At 58.4% G+C, this 23,315-nt stretch carries 25 protein-coding genes; 9 read left to right on the top strand and 16 right to left on the bottom strand.

Annotated elements, in window-relative coordinates; genetic code table 11:
• Window positions 1-153: 153 nt before the first annotated feature.
• From MUY35_RS07260 to MUY35_RS07295, 8 genes are all read right to left on the bottom strand, one after another.
• Complete coding sequence (locus tag MUY35_RS07260; protein ID WP_248365073.1) at window positions 154-1,203, bottom strand: c-type cytochrome; 1,050 nt, start codon at window positions 1,201-1,203, stop codon at window positions 154-156.
• Window positions 1,187-2,467 carry a sulfite dehydrogenase gene (soxC, locus tag MUY35_RS07265; RefSeq protein WP_248365074.1) on the bottom strand — a complete coding sequence of 427 codons (1,281 nt, stop codon included), beginning with the start codon at window positions 2,465-2,467 and terminating at the stop codon, window positions 1,187-1,189. The genes MUY35_RS07260 and soxC overlap by 17 nt, the downstream gene beginning before the upstream one ends.
• Before the next feature lie 95 nt (window positions 2,468-2,562).
• On the bottom strand, window positions 2,563-4,260 hold the full coding sequence (soxB, locus tag MUY35_RS07270) for a thiosulfohydrolase SoxB (RefSeq protein ID WP_248365079.1): 1,698 nt from the start codon (window positions 4,258-4,260) through the stop codon (window positions 2,563-2,565).
• 109 nt (window positions 4,261-4,369) lie between these two features.
• The gene (gene soxA, locus MUY35_RS07275) at window positions 4,370-5,221 is read right to left on the bottom strand and encodes a sulfur oxidation c-type cytochrome SoxA (protein ID WP_248365100.1); all 852 of its coding nucleotides are present in this window, start codon (window positions 5,219-5,221) and stop codon (window positions 4,370-4,372) included.
• Window positions 5,222-5,248: 27 nt separating this feature from the next.
• A complete protein-coding gene (gene soxZ / locus MUY35_RS07280; RefSeq protein WP_248365102.1) occupies window positions 5,249-5,578 on the bottom strand; it encodes a thiosulfate oxidation carrier complex protein SoxZ in 330 nt (109 codons plus the stop codon).
• Between the two features lie 18 nt (window positions 5,579-5,596).
• The gene (gene soxY / locus MUY35_RS07285) at window positions 5,597-6,013 is read right to left on the bottom strand and encodes a thiosulfate oxidation carrier protein SoxY (protein ID WP_248365103.1); all 417 of its coding nucleotides are present in this window, start codon (window positions 6,011-6,013) and stop codon (window positions 5,597-5,599) included.
• A 40-nt stretch (window positions 6,014-6,053) separates the two neighbouring features.
• On the bottom strand, window positions 6,054-6,524 hold the full coding sequence (gene soxX, locus MUY35_RS07290) for a sulfur oxidation c-type cytochrome SoxX (protein ID WP_248365105.1): 471 nt from the start codon (window positions 6,522-6,524) through the stop codon (window positions 6,054-6,056).
• A 188-nt stretch (window positions 6,525-6,712) separates the two neighbouring features.
• Window positions 6,713-7,450, bottom strand: a complete 738-nt coding sequence (locus MUY35_RS07295; RefSeq protein WP_248365107.1) for a cytochrome c biogenesis CcdA family protein — start codon at window positions 7,448-7,450, stop codon at window positions 6,713-6,715.
• 83 nt (window positions 7,451-7,533) lie between these two features.
• Here MUY35_RS07295 and MUY35_RS07300 point away from each other — a divergent pair, with 83 nt between their 5' ends.
• From MUY35_RS07300 to MUY35_RS07315, 4 genes are all read left to right on the top strand, one after another.
• On the top strand, window positions 7,534-7,974 hold the full coding sequence (locus tag MUY35_RS07300) for a thioredoxin fold domain-containing protein (protein WP_248365108.1): 441 nt from the start codon (window positions 7,534-7,536) through the stop codon (window positions 7,972-7,974).
• A gap of 125 nt (window positions 7,975-8,099) precedes the next feature.
• Window positions 8,100-8,465: a metalloregulator ArsR/SmtB family transcription factor gene (locus MUY35_RS07305; protein ID WP_248365693.1), complete on the top strand. Its 366-nt coding sequence runs from the start codon at window positions 8,100-8,102 to the stop codon at window positions 8,463-8,465.
• Between the two features lie 139 nt (window positions 8,466-8,604).
• Window positions 8,605-9,663 carry a YeeE/YedE family protein gene (locus MUY35_RS07310; RefSeq protein WP_248365109.1) on the top strand — a complete coding sequence of 353 codons (1,059 nt, stop codon included), beginning with the start codon at window positions 8,605-8,607 and terminating at the stop codon, window positions 9,661-9,663.
• A gap of 144 nt (window positions 9,664-9,807) precedes the next feature.
• On the top strand, window positions 9,808-10,302 hold the full coding sequence (locus tag MUY35_RS07315; protein WP_248365110.1) for a flavin reductase family protein: 495 nt from the start codon (window positions 9,808-9,810) through the stop codon (window positions 10,300-10,302).
• A gap of 30 nt (window positions 10,303-10,332) precedes the next feature.
• Here the strand turns inward: MUY35_RS07315 and MUY35_RS07320 are convergent, their stop codons facing one another.
• Window positions 10,333-10,746 (bottom strand): hypothetical protein, encoded by a 414-nt coding sequence (locus MUY35_RS07320; RefSeq protein WP_248365111.1) that lies wholly within the window; start codon window positions 10,744-10,746, stop codon window positions 10,333-10,335.
• 167 nt (window positions 10,747-10,913) lie between these two features.
• Here MUY35_RS07320 and MUY35_RS07325 point away from each other — a divergent pair, with 167 nt between their 5' ends.
• Window positions 10,914-11,927, top strand: coding sequence for a hypothetical protein (locus tag MUY35_RS07325; protein ID WP_248365112.1), 1,014 nt, complete (start codon window positions 10,914-10,916; stop codon window positions 11,925-11,927).
• Between the two features lie 129 nt (window positions 11,928-12,056).
• On the opposite strand, the gene MUY35_RS07330 is transcribed toward MUY35_RS07325, so the two are convergent.
• On the bottom strand, window positions 12,057-12,263 hold the full coding sequence (locus MUY35_RS07330) for a cold-shock protein (protein ID WP_248365113.1): 207 nt from the start codon (window positions 12,261-12,263) through the stop codon (window positions 12,057-12,059).
• 223 nt (window positions 12,264-12,486) lie between these two features.
• A complete protein-coding gene (locus MUY35_RS07335; protein ID WP_248365114.1) occupies window positions 12,487-12,900 on the bottom strand; it encodes a VOC family protein in 414 nt (137 codons plus the stop codon).
• A 180-nt stretch (window positions 12,901-13,080) separates the two neighbouring features.
• On the opposite strand from MUY35_RS07335, the gene MUY35_RS07340 reads away from it, so the two are divergent.
• Window positions 13,081-14,373, top strand: coding sequence for an O-acetylhomoserine aminocarboxypropyltransferase/cysteine synthase family protein (locus MUY35_RS07340; protein WP_248365116.1), 1,293 nt, complete (start codon window positions 13,081-13,083; stop codon window positions 14,371-14,373).
• A 52-nt stretch (window positions 14,374-14,425) separates the two neighbouring features.
• Here MUY35_RS07340 and MUY35_RS07345 read toward each other — a convergent pair whose 3' ends face one another.
• Together MUY35_RS07345 and MUY35_RS07350 are read right to left on the bottom strand one after the other, a co-directional pair.
• Window positions 14,426-14,998: a hypothetical protein gene (locus tag MUY35_RS07345; RefSeq protein ID WP_248365118.1), complete on the bottom strand. Its 573-nt coding sequence runs from the start codon at window positions 14,996-14,998 to the stop codon at window positions 14,426-14,428.
• Between the two features lie 41 nt (window positions 14,999-15,039).
• Complete coding sequence (locus MUY35_RS07350; protein ID WP_248365132.1) at window positions 15,040-15,741, bottom strand: SIMPL domain-containing protein; 702 nt, start codon at window positions 15,739-15,741, stop codon at window positions 15,040-15,042.
• Window positions 15,742-15,928: 187 nt separating this feature from the next.
• Between MUY35_RS07350 and MUY35_RS07355 the strand changes: the two genes are divergently transcribed.
• Window positions 15,929-18,847, top strand: a complete 2,919-nt coding sequence (locus tag MUY35_RS07355) for a hypothetical protein (protein WP_248365134.1) — start codon at window positions 15,929-15,931, stop codon at window positions 18,845-18,847.
• 75 nt (window positions 18,848-18,922) lie between these two features.
• On the opposite strand, the gene hppD is transcribed toward MUY35_RS07355, so the two are convergent.
• Window positions 18,923-20,020 (bottom strand): 4-hydroxyphenylpyruvate dioxygenase, encoded by a 1,098-nt coding sequence (hppD, locus tag MUY35_RS07360; RefSeq protein ID WP_248365136.1) that lies wholly within the window; start codon window positions 20,018-20,020, stop codon window positions 18,923-18,925.
• Window positions 20,021-20,161: 141 nt separating this feature from the next.
• Here hppD and MUY35_RS07365 point away from each other — a divergent pair, with 141 nt between their 5' ends.
• Window positions 20,162-20,623: an Lrp/AsnC family transcriptional regulator gene (locus tag MUY35_RS07365; protein ID WP_248365139.1), complete on the top strand. Its 462-nt coding sequence runs from the start codon at window positions 20,162-20,164 to the stop codon at window positions 20,621-20,623.
• A gap of 26 nt (window positions 20,624-20,649) precedes the next feature.
• On the opposite strand, the gene cobT is transcribed toward MUY35_RS07365, so the two are convergent.
• The gene (gene cobT, locus MUY35_RS07370) at window positions 20,650-21,669 is read right to left on the bottom strand and encodes a nicotinate-nucleotide--dimethylbenzimidazole phosphoribosyltransferase (RefSeq protein WP_248365145.1); all 1,020 of its coding nucleotides are present in this window, start codon (window positions 21,667-21,669) and stop codon (window positions 20,650-20,652) included.
• Between the two features lie 80 nt (window positions 21,670-21,749).
• On the opposite strand from cobT, the gene cobS reads away from it, so the two are divergent.
• Window positions 21,750-22,538, top strand: a complete 789-nt coding sequence (gene cobS, locus MUY35_RS07375; RefSeq protein ID WP_248365155.1) for an adenosylcobinamide-GDP ribazoletransferase — start codon at window positions 21,750-21,752, stop codon at window positions 22,536-22,538.
• A 63-nt stretch (window positions 22,539-22,601) separates the two neighbouring features.
• Here the strand turns inward: cobS and MUY35_RS07380 are convergent, their stop codons facing one another.
• Entirely contained in the window at window positions 22,602-23,117 is a 516-nt protein-coding gene (locus tag MUY35_RS07380) for a CarD family transcriptional regulator (RefSeq protein ID WP_248365158.1), read from the bottom strand.
• Between the last annotated feature and the right edge of the window lie 198 nt (window positions 23,118-23,315).

A 23,315-nucleotide genomic window follows, 5' to 3' on the forward strand; every position in this document is an offset into this window, starting at 1 on the left:
GAGTTTGTGTTGGACTGACGGGTTAGAAAGACCGCCAGGCAGACTGGAAACCTTCGAAAATTCTAGCACGATCACGCCCACTTACCAAATAGCGCGCACAGAAAAGGCGCCGCTGGTGTCCCGGCGGCGCCTTCTACTTGCAGCCTGATCAGCTTACTGGCTGTGTGACTTCAGAAATTCGAGGACGGCCTCGATATCCGCATCCTTTTTCAAGCCAGCGAAGGTCATCTTGTTACCCTTCAGATAATTGCGCGGGTTGGCCAGATAGCCCGACAGGCTTTCCGTGTCCCACACCAACCCGCCTTCGCCGGCCGCCATCATGGGTTTGGAGTATTTAAAACCTTCGATGGTGCCAGCGGTTCGACCCCAGACACCGTTCAAGATGGGTCCAACGCCGTTTTTCGCGCCCTCACCCACCTTGTGGCAGGCTTTGCATTTCTTGAAGACCCTCTCGCCATCGGCGGCAAGATCGGCATCAAAGGCGACAGCCATGGGTGCTGCCTCTTCGGCGGCAGGGGCTGCGGCCTCGTCCGTTGCGGCAGGGGCTGTGGTTTCCACCTCGCCCGCATCAGCGCCCGCATTCGGGTCGCCTTTGAAGACGACGTTGCGCGTGATTTCGACCGGGCCGGATTTGCAATCGCTCATGCAGCGTTCGGTGAATGTGCCATACTCGGTCTCGGGCCGGTCATCGATGATGAACCCGTCCGCATTGGGCATGACCACGTCGGTAAACGTCTCTTTCGACAGGGTGAAATCTTCTTCGACCAGATAATTCGAATAGAGGATATACGCCACGATCGCATAGACATCGTCGTCCGACAGCGTTTGCGCCGATCCAAACGGCATTGAACGGCGCACATAGTCAAACGTGGTCGAAAGGTAAGGCCAGTAAGACCCCACCGTCTTCAACGGATCTTCATCCGCCAGACTGTCCTCGCCGCCCGCCAGTTTCGGCCAGTTGTCCACTCCTTCGGCAAATTCGCCGTGGCACGATGCGCAGTTCTCCGAAAAGACCGTCTCGCCAGTCAGCACATCACCCGAGCCTTCCGGCAGGTTCGACCCGTCGGGGAACACGTCCAGATCCCACGCCGCCACTTCGGCATCGGTGGCCGCGCGACCAAGGCCAAGCTTTTCCGCCATCGCAGGCGCGGCAGTCAGGGTGGCAATGGCGGTCGCCATCAGGAATTTAGGAAACTTCGACATTGTTCGCCTCCCCGTTTGCATTGACGTGCCAGGTCTGAATGCCGTTGTTGTGATAGATCGAGTTCAACCCGCGCACCTCGCGCAGTTGCGTCTTGGTGGGTTGCACATAGCCGCTGTCATCCATAGCGCGCGACTGCAGGAACATCTCGGACCCGTCCCAGTCGATATCCAGATAGAAGCGGCTCAGCGCCATCGGCTTGCCGGGTTCGGCCAGCCGCGCCTCTTGCCACGTGACACCGCCGTCCAGCGATACATCGACAGCCGTGATCGCGCCGTTGCCTGACCATGCAAGCCCGGTGATAACCAGCGGGCCTTTACCGTGCGTGATCGGCATTTGCGGGCTGGGGCTGGTGATGATCGACTTGGCGTCCATCGTCCATGTCCACTTGCGCGATGTGCCGTCTTCCAGCGTGTCGGTGTATTTCGACGTCTCTTCCCGGCTTTCCACCGGCTTGTCCATCACCTCAATCCGGCGCAGCCATTTGACCCACATATTGCCTTCCCAACCGGGCACGACAAGGCGCACAGGATAACCATGCTCCATCCGCAGCGCTTCGCCATTGGCTTTGAAGGCGACCAGGCAATCGTCCAGCGCCTTCTCAATCGGGATCGAGCGGCCGTTCGACGAGGCATCCGCCCCCTCGACATAAACCCACTTGCCTGCCAGATCGCCAGCCGCGTCCAGTCCGGCCTCTTCCAACAAGGTGCGCAAAGTCACACCGGTATATTCCATATTGTGGATCATGCCGTGGGTGTATTGCGCGCCATTCAACTGAGCGCCTGCCCATTCCATGCCCGTGTTGGCGGCACATTCCAGAAAGAATGTGCGCGTAACGCGCGGGAAACGCTCAAGATCGGCATAGCTGAACACCAAGGGCGTATCGACCAGCCCGTTGATCATCAGACGATAGTCTTCCTTCTTCAGCGTGATCGCGCCTGAGTGGTGACGTTCAAACGCACAGCCCTGCGGGGTGATCGTGCCGTCCAGCGCGTGAATGGGCGTGAAGTTGATCGAGCTGATCGTGTCCGCCGTCAGCCATTCCACAGTGCGCCGCACCACGTCATCTTCGAACTCAATCGGCAGGCCATAGGGCGTTGCATCAACACCGTCGCCAAAACCGCTCGCCCAGTCCTGCACCTCGGTGATCAGCGGATCACCTTCGGCCCGTGCGGCCCCTGCGGCTCCAAGCGCGGCCCCTGTTGCCGCGGCCCCTTTCAGGAACGCGCGGCGGGATGCGCCCGATTTCGTAGAGCTGTCACTCATTTGGCATCTCTCCTCTAACATCTCAACATTCGCCTATATGCATGAATAGGCTTGTAAAAATGGCCCGGAGCCGTGTAACCCAGAGCCGTGATAGATCAGGCGCCGACCACTGTGACCGAGTTGTTCGGGTCCAGTTTGATAGTGCCTTGTTTCTTGATGTGGCTTTCGACCACATCCCAAATCTGCGGACCTTCCGTGGCCTCGTTCACCGAGGCCCAACCAGCGACCACATAGGTCTTGGCCGGGTCAATCGCCTCGCCGGTTTTCAGCAAAGTCATCTCGGTGATCCGGTCGCCCTGCGGCTTGGTGATGTCGATGCGGTAGCCCATGCCACCGATCCGCACCATGTCGCCGCCCTGCTGGTAATAGGGATCGGGGTTGAACAGGTTGTCGGCCACATCCTCAAGGATCGTGTGGATGAATTCACCGGTCATTTCTGAGCGGTAAGCCTTGCCATAGGACATCGAGGTCACGTTCCAGATATCTTCCCGCGTGATCTCTTGCCCCGGCAGAATGCTCGGCCCCCAACGCACACCGGGCGACATGGCAATGTCGGCCTCGCGTTCGTTGATCAGCGCGTCGCAAATCAGGTCGTCCCACGAGCCGTTGAAATTGCCGCGACGATACAGAAGCGTGTCGGTGGTGCCGATCACCTCTTCCAACTCGGCCTTGTAAGGCGCGCGTTGCTCGTCGATCAGTTGGGTGATGGTCGCGTCCGGCGTGATCACGTCGGCGAAGATCGGGATCAGCTTGTGACGGATGCCCATCATCTTGCCATCGCGCACATCCAGATCGACGCGGCTGACAAATTTCGAGTTCGATCCCGAGGCGATGATGAAGGTCTGTTCGACCTGCACCGGTTCAGGCAGCGCATCGTGGGTGTGACCCGACAGGATCACGTCGATCCCCTTGACCTTGCTTGCCATTTTCTTGTCGACGTCAAAACCGTTATGCGACAGGCAAACGACCAGTTCTGCCCCCGCCGCGCGGACCTCGTCCACCATCGCCTGCATGTTTTCGTCCCTGATCCCAAATGAGTATTCCGGGAACATCCAGCCGGGGTTGGCGATCGGCATATAGGGGAACGCCTGCCCGATCACGGCGACTTTCACGCCGCCACGCTCGAAGAATTTGTAAGGCTTGAACAGCTCGGCGGGCTCGTCCCACTCGGCGTCAAAGATGTTTTGACCGAGGGCTGCGAAGGGCAAACCTTCGACGATCTCGTTCACCCGGTCCGATCCCAGCGTGAATTCCCAGTGGAACGTCATCGCGTCGGGTTTCAGCGCGTTCATCACATTAACCACGTCTTGGCCCTGCGTGTGGTGACAGGTGTATGACCCATGCCACGTGTCGCCGCCATCCAGCAGCAGCGCATCGGGACGTTCTGCGCGAATGGCGTTCACCACGGTCGCCACACGGTCCATCCCGCCAACGCGGCCATAGGTCTGCGCCAGCGCGGAAAAGTCGTTATAGGTCAAGGCGTAAGCAGACGGCGATCCATCCTCGATCCCGTAAGCCTTGCGGAAATCTGCGCCGGTCACATGCGGCATCTGCCCTTTGGCAGCGCCCACGCCCAGATTGATCTCGGGCTCGCGGAAATAGATCGGCTTCAACTGCGCGTGAATGTCGGTAATGTGGATCAGGCTGACATTGCCAAACGTGTCAAACTTCAGAAGATCGTCTTGGGTCAGCGCCTGCTGGGCGGCCAAACGCGCCCAATTGCCGAAGCCTGATGCGCCATACAAGGCCGACGCTGCCATCGAGACCTGAAGAAAATCACGGCGAGAGATCATGTGCGGTTTCCCTTTTTCATCAGCGCCTTAGCGCGCGGTATTCATGCGGTGGTTTGAATATGTTTACATAAAGAAGCCCCGCCCAGATAATCTGGACGGGGCGAAAGATTTAGTTGCGGACAGACGGACCTTCGACCGACAGACCGTTGCCGCGCGAGGCGACATAAAGCTCAAGCGCCACGAATTCGGCCGAGCCGGGGCTGAAGGTTGCCGCGCGGGTGTCACGAATGCACCCCTTGAAGCGCGAATGCGCACCGTTCAACTTGGTGTTTTTCAAGCGATAGGTCGGAAACCCGTTGATCTGGCCTTGGCTCAGATGGTCAGCGCGGATCATGTTGCCGTAGTTCTGCTCATGGCAGTTCGCACAGCTCAACTCCAGCTGACCATAGCGGGTATAGTAAATTTCCTTACCCTGCTCCCATGTGGATTGCGCCGGGCCGTCAATGGCGACGTTGACAGGCATGCCCCGCGACACAGACGCCAGAAGCGCCTCAATGTCCACGGCGGCCGCTTTGTCATAGCCCCAAGGCTCAGCCCCCATGCGGTTTTCGCGACAGTCGTTCACCTGCATCTGCAAGGTGCGCACCTCGCCAGCCTCTTCGTTCCATTTGGGATAGACGGCTTTGACGCCTGCCATTTCTTCCGCCTCGCCGTGACAATCTGCACAGGACTTGCCCTCAGATCCGTCAACTGCAGCCCAAATATCCAGACCTTTTTCAACACCCAACATGCCGGGATTATCAAAATCATCCATCTGCATGGTTTGCGTCTGATCGGACCGGAAACGCCAGCCAGACATAACTTCGTCCAGTGCGTCCGACAGATGTGCGGGCGCGGCGGTTTTGGTAACGATTTCGATATCACCATTGATGATAAGCTCAGCGTTTTCATCGGCTGTGGCGACCGCTGCCCCGGTGAACGAGGCAGCGACCAATGCTGCTATGCCGTGAATTTTTTTCATTATATTTATTCCTCCCTTGCGCCAGGCTTAGCTGACTGCGATCGGCTTCGCTTCTTCGTAGACCGACCCGTCATCGTCATACCAGGTGAACTTAAACTCTCCCGCCTCATCGACTTTGGCGTCGAATTCCAGATAAGGGTTGGTCGAGATCGCCGGCTCAAGCGTCACATCAATCACCATCTTGCCGTTCAGTTCGCAGGTGAAGCGGTTGATGATCGAGCGCGGAATCAGGTTGCCGTCGCCGTCTTTGCGCTGGCCCGATTCCATCTTGTGGCTGATCAGGGTTTTCAGGGTCACCACTTCGCCAGCACTTGCCGACTTGGGGACCTTCACGCGGGGTTTTACACCTTTTGCCATGTCTTCAAGCTCCTCTGATTAGCCGCCGCAGCCGCCGATGGTGACTTTTACGGTCGATGTCGCTTTCACAAAGCTGCCATCGGCCATTTTCGCAATGGCGACCACATCCTGTGTGCCTGCCAGTCGCATCCGGGTCGAGGCCGCTTGACTGCCAGCCGCTTCGCCGAAGTTAAACTGTGCCACGCCGGGTGTCGGGTTGCCCGTTGCAAGCAACAGGATCGAAACCGCGCCGGGTGCGTCAACGGATACCGGGACGGTATTGCCATTTTCGGCGATTTCCGGGGCCGTCAGTGTGATCCCGCCCTCGCCCGCGTCTGCCCCACCGGTAAAGGCGGCAATCGCCTCGTCCGCGGCGGCGGCCGCGCGCATTGGCAACATGGCGACGGCGGTTGCGCCGAGACCGAGTGCCAGAGCTTCACGTCGTGTGAATTTCATCTGTGTCTCCTGTAGATAGGTTTCGTGCCAATCCGGGCGCTTATTTCAGCGTCATCAGATAGGCGACAACATCTTCGATCTGCTGTGCTGTCAGCAGGGGGTCAACATCGCCTTCATGGGCCTTGCCGGTATAGGCGTTGCCCAGACGTATAAAACCGTCGGTTTTGTAAAAAGACGGCATCATCGACTCTTCAAAAGTCATCTTGGCATTTGCTATGATGCCGCGCAGTTCCGCCTCGCTCCAGCGGTCCCCGGCGCCATCCAGCAGCGGGCCCACTTCTCCGTGAAATGGCACGTCGGCCAGATCGGTCAGTTCGTGGCAGGCAACGCAATTGCCCTGTGATTTTGTCGATACAATTTTTGCGCCTTCCATCGGGTTGCCAGCGACACCTGTCAAAGACTGGGCAACCGCCCCTTCTTCAAACATGACATCTGCAGGCGCCACCGTTTCGGCGTTTGCCATTCCAAGCCCAGCAAGCAGGGCGACAAGCGTGATCGTTGTCCGCTTCATGATACCTCCCATAACCGTTGTATGCACAACTTCGTGTAACCTAACATGCGAAGTATTTTCCGCAACATCAAATTCTAATTTTTGAATTATTCGCAGGTGCGGCGAAGGGAATCGGTTTGTTTGTTGCGCAAAGGGGTGCGGAACCTGCCATAATAAGCTGTTAAGGATATGACAAAAAAGCCTGTTTTTTAACCGATATTTCCAAACCACGGCATCCAGTCGAGCATGAATTGTCCGATCGCATTGACGCTGTTGGTGACGATCAAAAGCGCAAAGACAATCAACATCACCCCCATGGTCTTCTCGACCCAAGGAAGGTATTTTCGGTTGCGCCCTGCCCATGCCAGAAAGGGTCGTGCAAACAGCGCCGCAATCACGAAAGGCGTGGTCATCGCCAACCCATAGACCGCCAACAAAAGCGCGCCACGCCACAGATCCCCCATGCCGGATGCAATCATCAGAATCGCCGACAAGGCCGGACCCACGCAGGGCGTCCAGCCAAAGCCAAACGCCAGACCCATCAGATACGCACCGATGATTGTGCTGGGGGCGGCCTTACTTTCCAGTCGCGCCTCGCGATACAGAAACGGGATTTTCACAATGCCAAGAAAGTGTAGCCCGAAGGCCAAAAGAACAGCCGCGCCGATATAGCTCAGCATCTCTTTGTAGCGCGCAAACACAGACCCCAGCGCGGTCGCCCCTAGCCCTAGCAGGATGAAAATCGTCGTCACACCAAAGGCAAAGGCGATGGCCGACACCACAAGACGCCGCTGTGCACCTTGGCTGATCTTGCCCTCGCCCGTCAGCTCGTTCATCGAAATTCCTGCCATATAGCACAGGTAAAATGGCACCATCGGCAGGATGCAGGGCGTGAAAAAAGACAACAGCCCAGCGAGCGCTGCGCCTGCAAAAGAGATGTCGAGCATCGGCTTTCCTTGAAATCAGTACATATTCAAATTAGTTGTTGTATTGAAACAACGTCAACCTTTTCCCGAACCGGGCCGAAATCATGTCGCGTATACGCACCGCCTTGGCGACTTTCCTTCTGGGCCTCTTTGCAGTCTCTGCATCGGCCACCGAACTGGTGATGGTCGAAGAACCCGGCTGCCCGTGGTGCGCCAAGTGGGAACGCGAGTTGGGCGCGATCTATCCCAAGACCCCGGAAGGCCAGTTTGCACCGCTGCGCAAGGTGCAGTTGCATGACGTCCGCCGCAACAGTGATCCGGCAGAATTGGGCTTCGCACTGGATCACCCTGTCACCTTCACCCCGACCTTCCTGTTGATCGAAGACGGGGCCGAGGTCGCCCGCTTGCAAGGCTATCCCGGCGAAGACTTCTTCTGGAGCCTGCTTGAGAAGATGTTGATCGAAAAGACAAGCTACCAAACACCAACCACGACCGATATCACCAAGCCCGCCGCCTTCCCTGCCCCGGATCAGGCCACAAACTAATCCACCCGGTTGGGCCATGTGCCCGCCGAAACACGATTGATCAACTGTTCAAGCGTCTAGATTGCAAAAAACGCGACGCATCTATAAGACAGGCGAACAGCATTATGAAAGAAGAGGACCCGATTATGGCATTGCCTGTCATCCGCGAGGACATGACGAGCGACGAGCTGGACAAGATGATGACTAGCGCCTGCGACGCCTCGACCCTTCTGAAGGCGATCAGCCACGAAGGGCGATTGATGATCCTGTGCCACCTTGTCACCGGCGAGAAATCCGTGACCGAGCTGGAGCGCCTTTTGCGCGCCCGTCAGGCCGCCGTGTCGCAACAACTGGCGCGACTGCGTCTGGAAGGCCTTGTGACCCCGCGTCGCGAAGGCAAAACCATCTATTACTCTTTGACCGATGAACGCCCCCGGCGCATCCTTGAAGTGATTTACGAGCTGTTTTGTTCCGTCGGCGAGCCTGCGGATACACAAAAAGCGGCTGAGTAAGCAGCAAATCTCAATGTCGTGACATGGACGCTTTGCACGCAGCATCGTCGACGCCGGGACGAGATGCGCACGACCTCCGCCGCTGACCAATAGGCTGGCACGCCCCTGGTGCCGGGCCAAGATACAGGAGCATTCACCCATGTTCGACTGGATCAGTGACGCCAATCTGGCCGCTTTGATCGGCCTTGTCGGCGGCGTGCTGCTGGGATTATCCGCGCGCCTTGGCCGGTTTTGCACATTGGGCGCGATCGAAGACGCGCTGTATGCGGGCTCGTCCCTCAGGATGCGGATGTGGGGCATTGCCATCGGAGTGGCAATCATTGGCACGCATCTGTTGATCGGCGCAGGTCTGTTGCCCGCGCAAGAAGCGGTCTATCTGCGACTTGGCTGGAACCCGGTGGCCTCGGTCGTTGGCGGGTTGCTGTTTGGATATGGCATGGCACTTTCTGGCAATTGCGGCTTTGGCGCGTTGGCGCGGCTGGGCGGCGGTGATCTTCGTGCCTTCGTTATTGTCATGGTTATGGGGCTTGCGGCTTACGTCGCCATTTCTGGTCCACTTGCCCAACTGCGTGTATTGGCCTTCCCGCAGACTGTTGCTGACCCGACCGCCCTGCCCTCGATTTCCATCAAGCTGGGCGCGATGCTGGGGCTATCTGCGCCCACCATCGGGGTGGGGATCGGCGCGGCCCTGACCCTTGCCATGTTCACCAGCAAAGAAATGCGCCAAGCCCCGGCCACCGCCTTCTGGGCCGCCATTGCCGGGCTCGCCATCGTGATCGGCTGGGGCGGCACGGCGTGGGTCTTTGCCAACGGGTTTTCGGCCATCCCCGTGGAAAGCCACACCTTTTCCGCACCGCTGGGTGACACGCTGATCTATCTGATGACCTCTTCTGGGTCCGAGATGAACTTCGGCGTAGGCAGCGTGGTTGGCGTTTTAGCAGGGGCCTTCATCGGCAGTCTGTTCAAGGGTCATTTCCGGTGGGAAGCCTGCGAAGATCCCCGCGAGTTGAAGCGCCAGATGGGGGGGGCTGCGATCATGGGGCTGGGTGCCGTAATCGCGTTAGGCTGTTCCATTGGCCAAGGTCTTTCCGCCTTCGCGATCCTGTACTATGGCGCGCCCGTGACATTTCTTGCGATCATTGCGGGCACAGCACTTGGTCTGCGCCAATTGATTGCGGGCTTTGCAATTGCCGAATAGCACGTGGGCATAGAAAAACGGCCGGGGGATCGCGCGCGCCGTCATTCGCTCTTTTCACTCATCTGTCCGCAAGTTAGGGTCCGCCCCTGAAACGACCCGGTTGCCAGCAATCGGCGACACAGGATGACAGGGAACCGCAGGGTCATGACCAACTTCACGCCAAGCCCGGACCACGCAGGCGCATTTCGCGCAGCCCTTGGTCTGTTCACAACCGGTGTGACCCTTGTGACCACCTCAACACCACGCGGACCACTGGCCATGACGGTGAACAGCTTCACCTCGGTTTCGCTGGATCCGCCTTTGATTTTATGGTGCCCTGCCAAGGTATCGGCCCGCCACGACGCCTTTGTTGCGGCCGAACATTTCGCCGTGCATCTACTTTGTGACGATCAAGTGGAAGTTGCCCGACGGTTCGCCCGCCAGGGCGAGGATTTTTCTGACCTGGACCATCGTGTGGATTATCACGGCGTGCCGGTGATCGAACACTGCATGGCGCGATTTGACTGCACGCGCGAAAATGTGGTCGACGGCGGTGATCATTCTATTGTTCTGGGGCGGGTGCACCGGGTCACAACCAATGAAGGCCAGCCGTTGACGTTTCACGCAGGTCGGTTTGGTGGTTTCGGCGGGTTGGTCTGAGCTGCGGCCAAAGGCCACAAACCTGTCAGATCAGGGTGTCATGATCTCGGCACGCTCATAGCTTTTCATGGACTCTGCCCCGTCATCAAACACCAGTCGCACTGTAACCAAGTCAATCGATTTCAGATCGAACTCCAGATATGGCGGTTTGTCTGCGACCTTGATGGCGTTTGGTTGCGGCTCGTCCTCGTAACAAGGTTCGGCGTTGAAGGCCCTTTCCGGCTGCCCATTCAGAGAATAGAGGATCTGGTCCAGACCGCAGCGCCACGCCAGCAAGTGGGTAAAATACAGAAGGTCTTTGCCATCATATTCACGCACCGCGACCCAGCTGCCCTTTGTGGCGTCCAGAATGGGGCGCACTTCATCGGCCGTTGTGAAATTCTGCGCCAGTGCGGGTGCGCCGAAACCCATCATCAAGATCGTTGCGATCGCTGTTCTAGCCATACTCAGCTCCTTCAAACCAAACCTGATAACCCATTCATTACAACAAGCTGCGCCGATCCGTGGACATGATACACCTTATCACGCGACATGACAGCGCTTGAAACGCTTTCAGACTCGCCTGCTTCCTGACTATACTGCCTGAAATAAGAAGAGCAGGCAAAGCACTGATGGTCAAACCCCCCCGGAAATCGGCGAAATCACGCCCTGATTTCAATATCGTCATCATTGGTCAAGCTGGCAGGTTATCCTATGAAGCACTGCTGTTTGCCGCCACCTTGCGCCAGTCCGATCCCGGTTTCGGCGGACGCTTGTTGGTTGCCGAACCGCAGCCATCTGACCGCTGGCCGAACGATCCGGGCATCAAACCGCATATCCGCGAGGCGCTTGAAGCACTTGGAGCCGAGATCGTGCCGTTCGAAAACCATCATTTCGGCCATGACTACCCCAATGGCAACAAGATCGAGGCGCTGCTGGTGCTGCCCGAAGGCGAGCCATTTGTCTTTTTCGACACCGACACCGTGATCACCGGCAAATTGTCCGAGGTGGCGTTTGACTTTGGCCGCCCATCGGCGTCGATGAAACGCGAAGGAACGTGGCCCAAGGTAGAGCTTTACGGCCCCGGATATGGCGCGACATGGAAATCGCTTTATGACAAGTTTGACCTCGATTATGAGGCGTCGCTGGATCTGAGCCAACCTGACGAATACTGGCAGCGTTACATGTATTTCAATGCGGGCTGGTTCTTTGGTGCCTGTCCGCGCGCGTTTGGGCAAAGGTTCCTCGACTATGCGTTGGCGATCCGCGATGACCGGCCCGACGCGCTGGTCTGTCAGGAGCTATTCCCGTGGCTGGACCAGATCGCCCTGCCGCTTGTGATTGCAAGCTTTGGTGGCGGCCGACCGGGGCCGGAGCTTGATGGGCTGGATGGGGATGTGACGTGCCATTGGCGCATCCTGCCGCTGGCATATGCCCGCGAAGACGACCATGTGATCGAGGTGATCGAAACCGCCGCCGCCCCCAACAAGATCAAGAAAGTCCTGAAAGAATACGATCCGATGAAACGGATGATCTTTCAGGGGCGCGGCCAGAAGGTGCGCGCGCTGTTTGATCGTTCTGCCCTGCCCCGGCGCGAACAGAAGATCCGCAACATGATCAAACGCGAAGGGTTCTGGATGCGTTAATCAGGTATGGGCTGGGCGCTGAGACGTCAATTCCCCGAACATCCCTGATCTGCACATGAAAAAAGGCGCATCGTTGCCGATGCGCCTTCAAAGATTGAAGAGAACTTCAACCTTATAGGTCGTAAAACCTTACGCCAGAGCGATGTTCGACGCGCTTTCGCGGCCGTCACGGCCGGGCTCGATGTCGAAAGTCACTTTCTGGTCGTCTGCCAGACCGGTCAGGCCAGCACGTTCAACAGCAGAGATGTGTACAAACACGTCTTTGCCGCCATTTTCGGGTGCAATAAAGCCGAAGCCTTTAGTTGCGTTAAACCATTTGACGGTTCCATTAGCCATCGTTTTTCTCCTAGTTAGTCTGCCCACGATATGCGGCAGGTCGGCAAAGTCAGTACAAGATCGAGAGACTGAGCCTTTAGGAGCAGTGTAGTCGATAGTGGTAACGTCGCAGGCATTACATGGCGGTCCTTCAACGAAATTACAAGTGCTTTTCTTACAGGGTCGATTATCGGTGGAGATTTGCGCGCCAAATGCGCAATAACCTGCGCAGTATGGCCCATATCTATTCTGTGAATACGCGATCCAGGTCGCGAAACCCCTTCACTTCGATCGGATTTCCGGATGGGTCACGAAAAAACATCGTCCATTGTTCACCCGGTTCACCTTCGAAACGGACGGTGGGCGGGATGACCCAGTCGGTTCCGTGCGCGTCCAACGTGTCGGCCAATGCGCGCCAGTTGTCATAGCCAAGCACCACGCCGAAATGGGGCATCGCCACCATATGCGCGCCGACCTTACCGGTGTCTGCCGTCTCAAATGGTGTGCCCAGATGCAGGCTAAGCTGGTGGCCAAAAAAGCTGAAATCGACCCAACTGTCTGTGGATCGCCCCTCCTTACACCCCAGCAGGTCGCCGTAAAAGCTGCGCGCGGCGTCCAGATCGGTGACATTGATGGCAAGGTGAAAAGGGGTCAGCATGGCGCGCTCCGGAACAAGGTTCTGAAAACCATAGCAGCGGGCGAAAAAAGGACCAACCGAAAGCGTCGCCGTAAATGCGGTTCCAATGTCCGCGACCTTGGTCAGTTCAATCAGCAAGACCCGTTGAAGCCCCGCGCCCTTTCCCCTAGCCTGCGCGCAACAAAAACGAGGGAGACTTTCATGTCCGACGACCGCCAATTGGCTTTTGACACGCTGCAAATCCACGCAGGCACCGAGCCTGATCCGGCCACCGGTGCCCGTCAGGTGCCGATTTACCAGACCACCGCCTACGTATTCAAAGACGCCGAACACGCCGCGCGGCTGTTTAATCTGGAAGAGGTGGGCTACATCTATTCCCGCCTGACCAACCCGACGATTGCCGCCCTGCAAAACCGCATCGCGGCGCTGGAAGGTGGCGCGGGTGCTGTCTGCTGCTCATCCGGTCACGCGGCGCAAATCATGGCGCTGTTTCCCTTGATGGGTCCGGGCAAGAACCTGGTCGCGTCGACGCGGCTTTATGGCGGCACCGTCACGCAGTTCAGCCAGACAATCAAACGCTTCGGTTGGGAAGCCAGATTCGTCGATTTCGATGACGAGGCCGCCGTGGCCGCTGCCATCGACGACAACACCCGCGCGGTGTTCTGCGAATCCATCGCAAACCCCGGCGGCTATATCACCGACATTCCGGCGATTGCCGCGATTTCGGACAAGGCGGGCGTGCCGCTGATCGTCGACAACACCTCGGCCACGCCTTACCTGTGCAACCCGATTTCGCTGGGCGCGACGCTGGTCGTGCATTCGACCACCAAATACCTGACCGGCAACGGCACCGTCATGGGCGGCTGTGTGGTGGACTCGGGCAAGTTCGACTGGATGGCATCGGACAAGTTCCCGTCACTCAGCCAGCCAGAGCCCGCCTATCACGGTCTGGTCTTTGCCGAAGCCCTTGGCCCGATGGCCTTCACCTTCCATTCTATCGCCATCGGGTTGCGCGATCTGGGCATGACCATGAACCCACAAGCGGCGCATTATACGCTGATGGGGATCGAAACCCTGTCGCTGCGCATGCAAAAGCACGTCGCCAACGCCGTTGAGGTTGCCAATTGGCTTGAGTCGGACCCGCGCGTCGATGCCGTGACCTATGCAGGTCTGGACAGCTCGCCCTATAAGCACCGCATCGCGACCGTCTGCCCGAAAGGCGCAGGGGCGTTGTTCACCGTCGCGGTCAAGGGCGGTTATGACGCCTGCGTCAAGCTGGTGGACAGTCTGGAACTGTTCAGCCACGTGGCGAACCTTGGCGACACGCGGTCGCTGATCATCCACTCAGCCTCGACCACCCACCGGCAATTGTCGCCAGAGCAGTTGGAGGCAGCAGGGGCTGCGCCGAACGTGGTGCGCATCTCAATCGGGACCGAGGATGCCGCTGACATCATCGCCGATCTGGATCAGGCACTGGCGAAGGCCACGGCCTAAGTCGGACCGAGCAATAGCAAACGAGAAAGGCCGCTGTTTCAGCGGCCTTTTGTCATGTCTTGGGTGTCTTTCCGTATCGCCGTTCTTCATAATGTTCCATATGCCGTCTCACATGCTCTGGCTTAAGCAGATTTAACGCGCTGGCGAAAATACCGCCAATGATTACAATATAAGCAAGAACGGCCGCACCCCAAGGACCACCGGTTTTCAGCAGTAGGGCTTCGTTAACCGTGATGATATCTTTTGCGAAGCTAAACGACCCTACGGCAAAAAACACCAAACCAAATTGGAGAAACGCTCCGCCCCCACGGCTCCACTTCACCGGCAGGACGGTGATCAACACCTCGCGCACAATCGCAATACCCGAGAAGATCAAGGAAACGACAGACAAGATCAGGATTGCTACAGCGACTTCATAAACTGCTAGAGTCCTGTAAAAAAATGCCACCGTCATCCCATCCGGGTTCTGCTTGATCTCGGACAAGACATCAGCGGGAATCAGATCAAACAATCGGATAAACGAAAATCCGAAGAAATGGGGCGGAAGAAACAAGACACTGGCGAAGAGCCAATACTTCGCGACTTTCTTCTCCATTGGTGATGTAAGGAGTGGTTGATCCGACATGTACCGGTCCTGTTTATCCTGAGCGTTGGCAACCCCTTACCCTATTTCTCCTCCAACTCAAACACCATGGTCACGCTCGATCCGATCTCAAGCTCGCCCGCCGCAATCGGCATATCCGACTGCGCGGCCTCCATCGCCATGCGGCCATAGACTGGTGTTGGCAGCCTGCCACCCCCCTCGTGGATCGAAACGACAGACCCCAGCGCGACACCCGCAGCATCCGCCAAGACTTTCGCGCGTGCCATCGCGTCCTTCACGGCATTGGTCCGCGCCGCGTCTTCGGTCGGGCGGCGGTCTTGCAGGTCAAACTGCAACCCGTTCAGCTGATTGGCGCCGTCTGCTGTGACCGCCGACATGATCTGCCCCAACTTGGTCAGGTCGCGCACCCGCACGGACACCATGGTGTTGGCGACAAAGCCCGTCAATTTTGCGGGCCCGTCCGAATTGCGGTTGTAGTCATATTTTGGCGATAGGTTGACTTGCGAGCTTTGCATATCGCGCGCCTCGATCCCGACCTCGCTTAGACGGGCAAAAACAGCCTGCGCCACATTGGCGACCTCATCCAGCGCATCGCCTGCCTCGACCGCCTCTTTAATCACGCCAAGGCTGATCCGCGCCATGTCGGGTTCCACCTCAGCTATACCATGACCAGTGACGGTCAGACGCGCGTCTGCGTCACCATCAGCCCAGACGGGGGACGCGACCGCCATCATCAATCCTAAAATCGCAATCGTTTTCCGCATGTTAGTCTCCTGTTTTGGCCACTTTGCGCCGATCCTTGCCGGGTGCAAGGACCTATCCCGACGCCCCCTTTTCATAAGCGAAAACCTGCTGTAGTTTCAAATAGGTGCGTCCAGTCGGTGGGCTGAATTTGCACGCTTAGGGGTCCCGGCAATTTCCGGGAGGGGTCATTACAGGACGACAGACGGTATGAAGCCGAATTTTGCGCTTGATCTCAGCCATGACGGTATCGGCCTTGTCCATCGCGGCAAGGGCGGATGGGCGTTGGTTGGTGAGGTGTCTGTTGATCACCCCGAACAGGCAAGCGGGCTGGACCTGTTGCGCCGCAAAGCCGCTGATCTGGAAAGCGGCGGGTTTTCGTGCAAGCTGATCGTCCCCAAGTCGCAACTTCTGTTTACCAGCATGATCGCGCCCGGCCCCGATGATGTGACGCGCATGGAACGTATCCGCGAAGGGCTTGAGGGGTTAACACCTTACGACGTGGACGATCTGGTCTTTGACTGGCGTGCCGACCCAACGGATGACGGCATGGTTCATGTCGCGGTGGTCGCCCGTGAAACTCTGGACGAAGCCGAGGCATTTGCCAACGACCACAGCCTGAACCCGATCAGCTTCGTGGCCCGCCCCTCAGGCAGTTTCTCAGGCGAGGCGTTCTTTGGCACGGTCAAAAGCAACACTGTGACAGATGGCGCAACGGTCGAACGCGACCACACACCTGTGCCAGATCTTTTGGGCTCGATCCCCGACAAAAAACGGACGAAACCGGGCCCATCCGAAGCGGCGCCGCCCGCGCAGCAAACGGAAGAAAGCGGCACAGATGCCCCCGCCCTGCCCGAGCTTGCGCCTTTCCCGCCCACGCCGGACGCGCCAGTGGCAGAAAGGGAAGATCCGCCTGCTGTCCTGACGCCTGACCTGCGCGCCGAACCTCCTGCTAAGCCTCTTGCTGCGCGCGCTGCTGAACCCAAGTCGCGGCCGACACCCGTCCGCTTGCCAGAGACCAAGGTTGAGGCAAAGCCAGACCCGAAACCTACCCCGAGCCCTGCACCACCTGCACCCGTGGCTGATCAGCCGCCCGCCAAACCGGATGACCCGAAACCGGTATCGGCGTCACCTGCCCCGCAAGACACCATAATTTCGGGCATCGTGCCGCCGCCACCGCCCATGCCGCCTGTTTCGGCGCCAAGACCCACATCTGACGCACCAACCTTTTCGTCCCGGCGTGTTGATGATCCTTCACCGATGCCGGGCAGCACGGAGACTGAATCGGTCGAAACCGCTAACGAAATCGCTGATGAAATTGACGTCAAGCCGCGCCTTTCGTTCGGTGTCGACCGCGACGCCCCAGATGGGAAAAGCCGCCCGGACGCGCCGGACGCCAAACCCGTGCATGTGCCTGTCACAGCCCCGATCGCTTTCGGTGACGACCCGGCACTGAAGCCCGCCGCTCAAACAACCAAAGCCAGCGCCGCACCCACGGACGTCAGCAGCAGCGAAAAGCTGTCAGCGGTTGCCCGAAAAGGCGCAGCCGGGTTGGCCACTGCCGCCGATGCTGCCAACAAAATCGGGCGCAAAGCCGCGAAGAAGATTGAAGACCGTCGCCGCGACAAGGCGGACCAGCCCAGTGCAGGACGGCCGAAAGTCAACATTCCAAATCTTGGCAAACGGCAAACTGGTGGCGATGATGGCGTCTTGGTTACCGCCGTCGCGCCGCCACCGCCGCATCTGGCCGGAGGCGAACAGCCACCAAAGGCGCAACGGTCACCGCGCGCGCGCGAAGCAGAAACGATGACCGTTTTCGGCGCGCGTCAGACCCAACATGTGGGCGGAAAACCCAAATTCCTAGGGCTGTTTCTGGTGCTTGGCCTATTGCTTTTGATGGCGATCGTCGCGATCTGGTCAATGTTTTTTCTGACCGACAGCACCGCCTGGCTGTTTCCCGAGCGTGAAGATCAGTTCGAAGCCGCCATTTCAACCGACCCCGATGCAAACGCGCAAGAAGGTGAACTGGACGATGTCAACGCGGGGCTGGAGGATGAGGCCGATCTGACAGATGCGCGCATCGGCGCGCGCGATCCGCTGACCCCGGAGGCGGCGCAAGCACGCTATGCGGCGACTGGCATCTGGCAGCGCGCCCCCGAGCCGCTGCCCGACCCCGAATCCAGTGATCTGGATGATCTGTATATTGCCTCTATCGACCCGGCCGCAGGCGCACAGGATGCGGTCGCCCTGCCTGATCCCAAGATTGCAGCCAGTGCCGCCGCCGCAGTCAACACGGCCCCGCCACCTCCGCTTGGCACAACATTTGCGCTGGACAGCGATGGGCTGGTTATCGCGACGCCCGATGGCGCATTGTCGCCCGAAGGGATCACGGTCTTTTCGGGCCGACCAGCGGTCGTTCCTGCACTACGTCCCGGTGTTAGTTTTCCTGAAGTCGCGGTCGACGATAGTGTCGCCCCCGCACCCACCCTGCCCCTTGTTCGTCCCCGCGCCCGACCCGAAGGGCTGATTGAGGGCAATGAGCGGCTGGAACTTGGCGGGCGCACGCGCATAGAACTGGCCGCCCTTCGCCCGCGCGTGCGCCCGACCACACCGCGCGCCGCAGCACAGGCCGCTGCGATCACCGCCGCCCTGCAAGCAGCCGAGGCACCATCGGACAATGACATCGCAGGCAACCCCTCGACGGCAGGCATCATCGCCCCAACCAGGCAAGCCATCGCAACCTCGATCGAACCGCGCCACCGCCCGTCTGGCTTCAACAAGATTGTGGCCCGCGCCAATACATCCAACGCCGATGCATCTGATGGGTCTGTGGCCGTCGCTGCTGCATCGCCTCAACAAAGCGTGGTGCCTCGCATTCCGACCCGCACATCGGTCGCGAAACAGGCAACCATCAAAAATGCGATCAATCTGCGCAAAGTCAGCCTGATCGGTATTTACGGCTCTGCTTCATCCCGCCGTGCGCTGGTGCGGTTGAAGTCAGGTCGTTATGTGAAAGTGGGCGCCGGAAGCCGGCTGGATGGCGGCAAGGTCTTGTCAATCTCGGCCTCAGCGCTGGTTTACAAGAAGGGCTCGCGCACAATCACGTTGGAAGTCCTTCCGTTTAGCTGAACAAAAAATGCCCGGCAGTCTGACTACCGGGCATTTCGTTGTCTGACTACCCACAACGGCGGCGGCTGTCTGAGGTCAGGCGACGTCGCCTAACTCTCCTTTTTCGATTTGCTCGCGTTCGATGGATTCAAACAGTGCTTTGAAGTTGCCTTCGCCAAAGCCGTCATCGCCTTTGCGTTGGATGAATTCGAAGAAGATCGGCCCGATCACGGTTTTTGAGAAGATTTGCAGCAGAATACGGGTTTCGCCCCCGCCGACCACGCCCTCGCCGTCGATCAGAATGCCGTGCTTCATCATCTCGTCTTTGGGTTCTTCGTGGCCTTTGACGCGATCATAAGACAGATCATAATAGGTCTCGTTCGGGCCCGGCATAAACTTCAGGCCACGGCGGGCAATTTCATCCACCGAATCATAGATGTTTTCAGTGCCAACCGCGATGTGCTGAATGCCTTCGCCTTTGTATTTCTCAAGATAAGCAACGATCTGGCCTTTCTCACCGCGATCTTCGTTGATCGGGATACGGATCTTGCCACAGGCCGAAGTCAGCGCACGGCTGAACAGCCCGCTATGCTTGCCTTGAATGTCAAAGAAGCGAATTTCTTCGAAGTTGAACAGGTCGCGGTAGAAACTGAACCAGACATCCATGTTCCCTTTGAACACGTTGTGCGTCAGGTGATCGAGGTAGTAAAACCCCACACCTTTCGGGTGCGCGTCCGATATCCAGTCAAATTCTGCGTTATAGGCGCTGGTGTCGAAATACTGGTCAATGAAATAGATCAGTGAATCACCAATCCCATAGATCGCTGGCACATCCATTGACTTGCCGTCGCCTTCATAGGGCTTGGCACCCTTCTTCACGGCATGGTCAAACGCGTGTTGGGCATCCACCACCCGCCATCCCATCGAAGGCGCGCAGGGGCCGTGTTCAGCAATGAATTTCGCGGCGTGGCTACCCGGTTCGATATTGATCAGATAGCTGACATCACCTTGCTGCCACAGCTCGATCTTGCGCGACTTGTGGTTGGCGGTATGCTCAAACCCCATCTTGGCAAAAAGATCGCGCAGTTCCTGCGGTTCGGGATGGGCAAATTCGACAAACTCAAACCCATCGGTTCCTGCGGGGTTCTTTTCGCTGATCTCTGCGCGCGGGGCATCATGTGGAAACGGACCCATCTTGCTCACTCCTGTTTGTTCACGTGTTATGTAACGAGTATCCTGCATTTCGATTGAACATTCTGCGCATTTATCGCATCGTATCTCGATATTTTTGCGCGTTTTGCGCGCATTTTTGGCAGGAGCGCAGGATCGACGCATATGGACGAGATAGACCGGAAATTACTGAAAGCCTTGCAGCAGAACGCACAGATGACCGCACAGGAATTGGGCGAGCATCTAAACCTGTCCGCCAGCCAAGCGGGACGCAGACGTCAGCGGCTTGAGGATCAGGGATATATCCACGCCTATGCCGCACGTCTGGACCCGGCCCGCCTCGGCCTTCAGGTGCAGGCCTTCGTGCAGGTGGAGATGGAAAGCCAGTCGCCGGAATCCGCGCGTGCGTTCCTGCGGCTGGTCAAACTGCGCGGTGAAATCACCTCGGTCTGGACCCTCACGGGCAATTCAGATTACCTGATGCGGGTCTATTGCAGTGACCTTGCCGCGCTGAACGTGCTCATACACGAAGTATTGCTGCCCCATCCATCCGTCGCGCGCGTGCAAAGCCAGATTGTTCTGGATCAGGTCAAACAAGATGCGCCCCTGCCGACGGATCATGGTTAGGTCAGTTTGATTTGCCCACATAGGGGTCAGGCATCAGACACGCCGGCCTCGCCAAAGGTTGCCATGCCGGAATGACACGCCACCGCCCCTTGCAACACCCCAATGGCCAGCGCCGCACCCGACCCTTCGCCCAAGCGCATACCCAGTGACAAAATGGGGTCTTTCCCCAATGCCTCCAGCACGCGGCCATGTCCCGCTTCGGCCGACTTGTGGCCCGCGACCGCGTGGTCCAACGCGACTGGGGAAATCTCTTGCAGGCACGCGGCAACAGCAGAGCAGATGAACCCGTCGATGATCACCGGAATACGGTCAACCCGTGCGCGCGCCATCGCGCCTGCGACCGCGGCCAGTTCACGCCCACCAAGACAACGCAGCGCCTCGGCCCCATTGCGTTTGGCAGATGGATTCTGTGCCAGACCAGCGGCCACCACGCGCGCTTTCAACGCAAGGCCCGCATCATCCACGCCAGTGCCACGACCGACCCAATCGCCAGGCTCGCCGCCAAGAAGAGCGTGCGCGATGGCGGCGGCGCAGGTCGTGTTGCCAATGCCCATCTCACCCGCAACCAGCAGGTCCGTGTCAGCGTCTACAGCGTTCCATCCTGTCAGCAGCGCCTCGACCACCTCGGCCTCGCTCATCGCGGGGCCTTGGGTGAAATCAGCCGTCGGCGTGTCCAGTGACAAAGCGTGCACATCCATCTTGGCCCCGAAGGTCTTGGACAGTTGATTGATCGCCGCCCCACCACGCTGAAAGTTCAAAACCATCTGTTCGGTAACTTCGGCCGGAAAAGCCGAAACGCCTTGCGCGGTCACGCCGTGATTTCCCGCAAAAATAATGACCTGAGGTGCCGTGATCGCTGGCCGCCCGGTACCGCGCCAACTGCCATACCAGATCGCCAGATCCTCAAGCCGCCCCAACGCGCCGGGGGGTTTGGTCAGCTGACCATTGCGTGCCTCTGCTGCCGCGCGCGCCGTGTTGTCGGGACCGGGCGCCGCTGCCAGCAGTGCTGTGAACTCAGCAAGGGTCGTAAAGGGCATGGTCGTCATGGTGTCGTTCCCGATTGATTCCCGTTGTCACCCTCTTTACCCATGGTCACGGGACACAACCAGACCGCAAAAGACCAAACATGACCAAAGATGACACTCCGACCGCAGGCGACGTTGCATTGGCAAAAGCCACAGACATTTCGGCGGCCATCGGGCTTCTGACGCGGCTGCCAATCCGGCTGGACACCGATCAGGCATTACGTCGCGGCGCACGGTCTGCATGGGCGTGGCCCTTGGTGGGGCTGATCCCCGCAGCTGTGGCCGCAGTCTTCGGTTTTATTGCTCTGGGATGCGGTGTTCCTGCCTTTTGGGCGGCAGGGTTGGCTCTGGCGGCACAGGTCATGATAACCGGCGCGATGCACGAGGACGGGCTGGCCGACACAGTCGATGGGTTGTGGGGTGGCATCACCCGCACGCACCGGCTGGAGATCATGAAAGACAGCCACATCGGCGCCTATGGCGTGATCGCACTGGTTCTGTCGTTGCTGCTGCGCGCCACGGCACTTGCGGCGATCCTGCCCGCAGAGGGCGCGTTTTGGGCGCTTTTGGTGACGGGCGTTGTCAGCCGCGCACCGATGGCAGCTTTGATGGCCGTCATGTCGAATGCCCGCGACAACGGTTTGTCAAAATCCGTAGGCCGCGTCCCCGCCAACACGGCTTGGCTGGCGCTCGCTATTGCGGGACTGTTTGGGTTGATCCTGACACCCTATGCGATTTTCGCGCTGCTATTGTGGGTGGGACTGGCCGTATTGATCCTTGCAGGCATTGCACGCCAAAAAATCGGAGGGCAAACCGGAGATATTCTGGGTGCCAGCCAACAGGTGGCCGAAATCGCGGCGCTCGCCGTCTTCGCAGTCCAACTGAGCTAGGCACAAACGAAAACTGCCGCCCGTCTGATCCGGGCGGCAGTTAAATTTCGTCTCGCGTTTGACCTACGCAGCAGCAGGCGCGCGCGATTGCAGCACGTCGCTGATTTTCTTCTGCGCGGCCAACTCATCGCCACCACCAACAGCCGCGACCTCACGGGTCAGGCGTTCCAACGCGGCTTCATAAAGCTGACGTTCGGAATAGCTTTGCTCGCGCTGGTCATCGGTGCGGTGCAGGTCGCGCACAACCTCGGCAATGGCGATCAGATCGCCCGAGTTGATCTTTTGCTCGTATTCCTGCGCACGGCGCGACCACATAGCGCGTTTAACCCGCGCCTTGCCCTTCATGGTTTTCATCGCGTCGGCCACTTCATCCGGGCTGGCCAGGTTACGCATTCCAACTTCGGTAGCCTTGTGTGTCGGAACCCGCAAAGTCATCTTGTCTTTTTCGAACGCAATGACGAACAGCTCTAGCGATATGCCGGCGACTTCCTGCTCTTCAATCGAAACGATTTTGCCCACCCCATGGGCGGGATAGACCACAAACTCATTCGGGCGGAAATCCAGCTTTTTCTTGCTCATACGACGCATCCTTCGCGTAACTGTTAAATTCTATTGTTGGACTGCGCAATTTTGACCGCGCGACAAAAAACCGAAGGGTACGAACATACCCGTCGGCTGACTGTCATCTTTCGGTCCGTTCCACCGTTTTTGGTGATGCTTGCCCCAACAAATTCGAACCTACCATAGCATAAAAAAAGACCCCGCGAAAGCGCTGCG

Source organism: Aliiroseovarius sp. S1339 (assembly GCF_023195695.1).
Lineage (GTDB): Bacteria > Pseudomonadota > Alphaproteobacteria > Rhodobacterales > Rhodobacteraceae > Aliiroseovarius.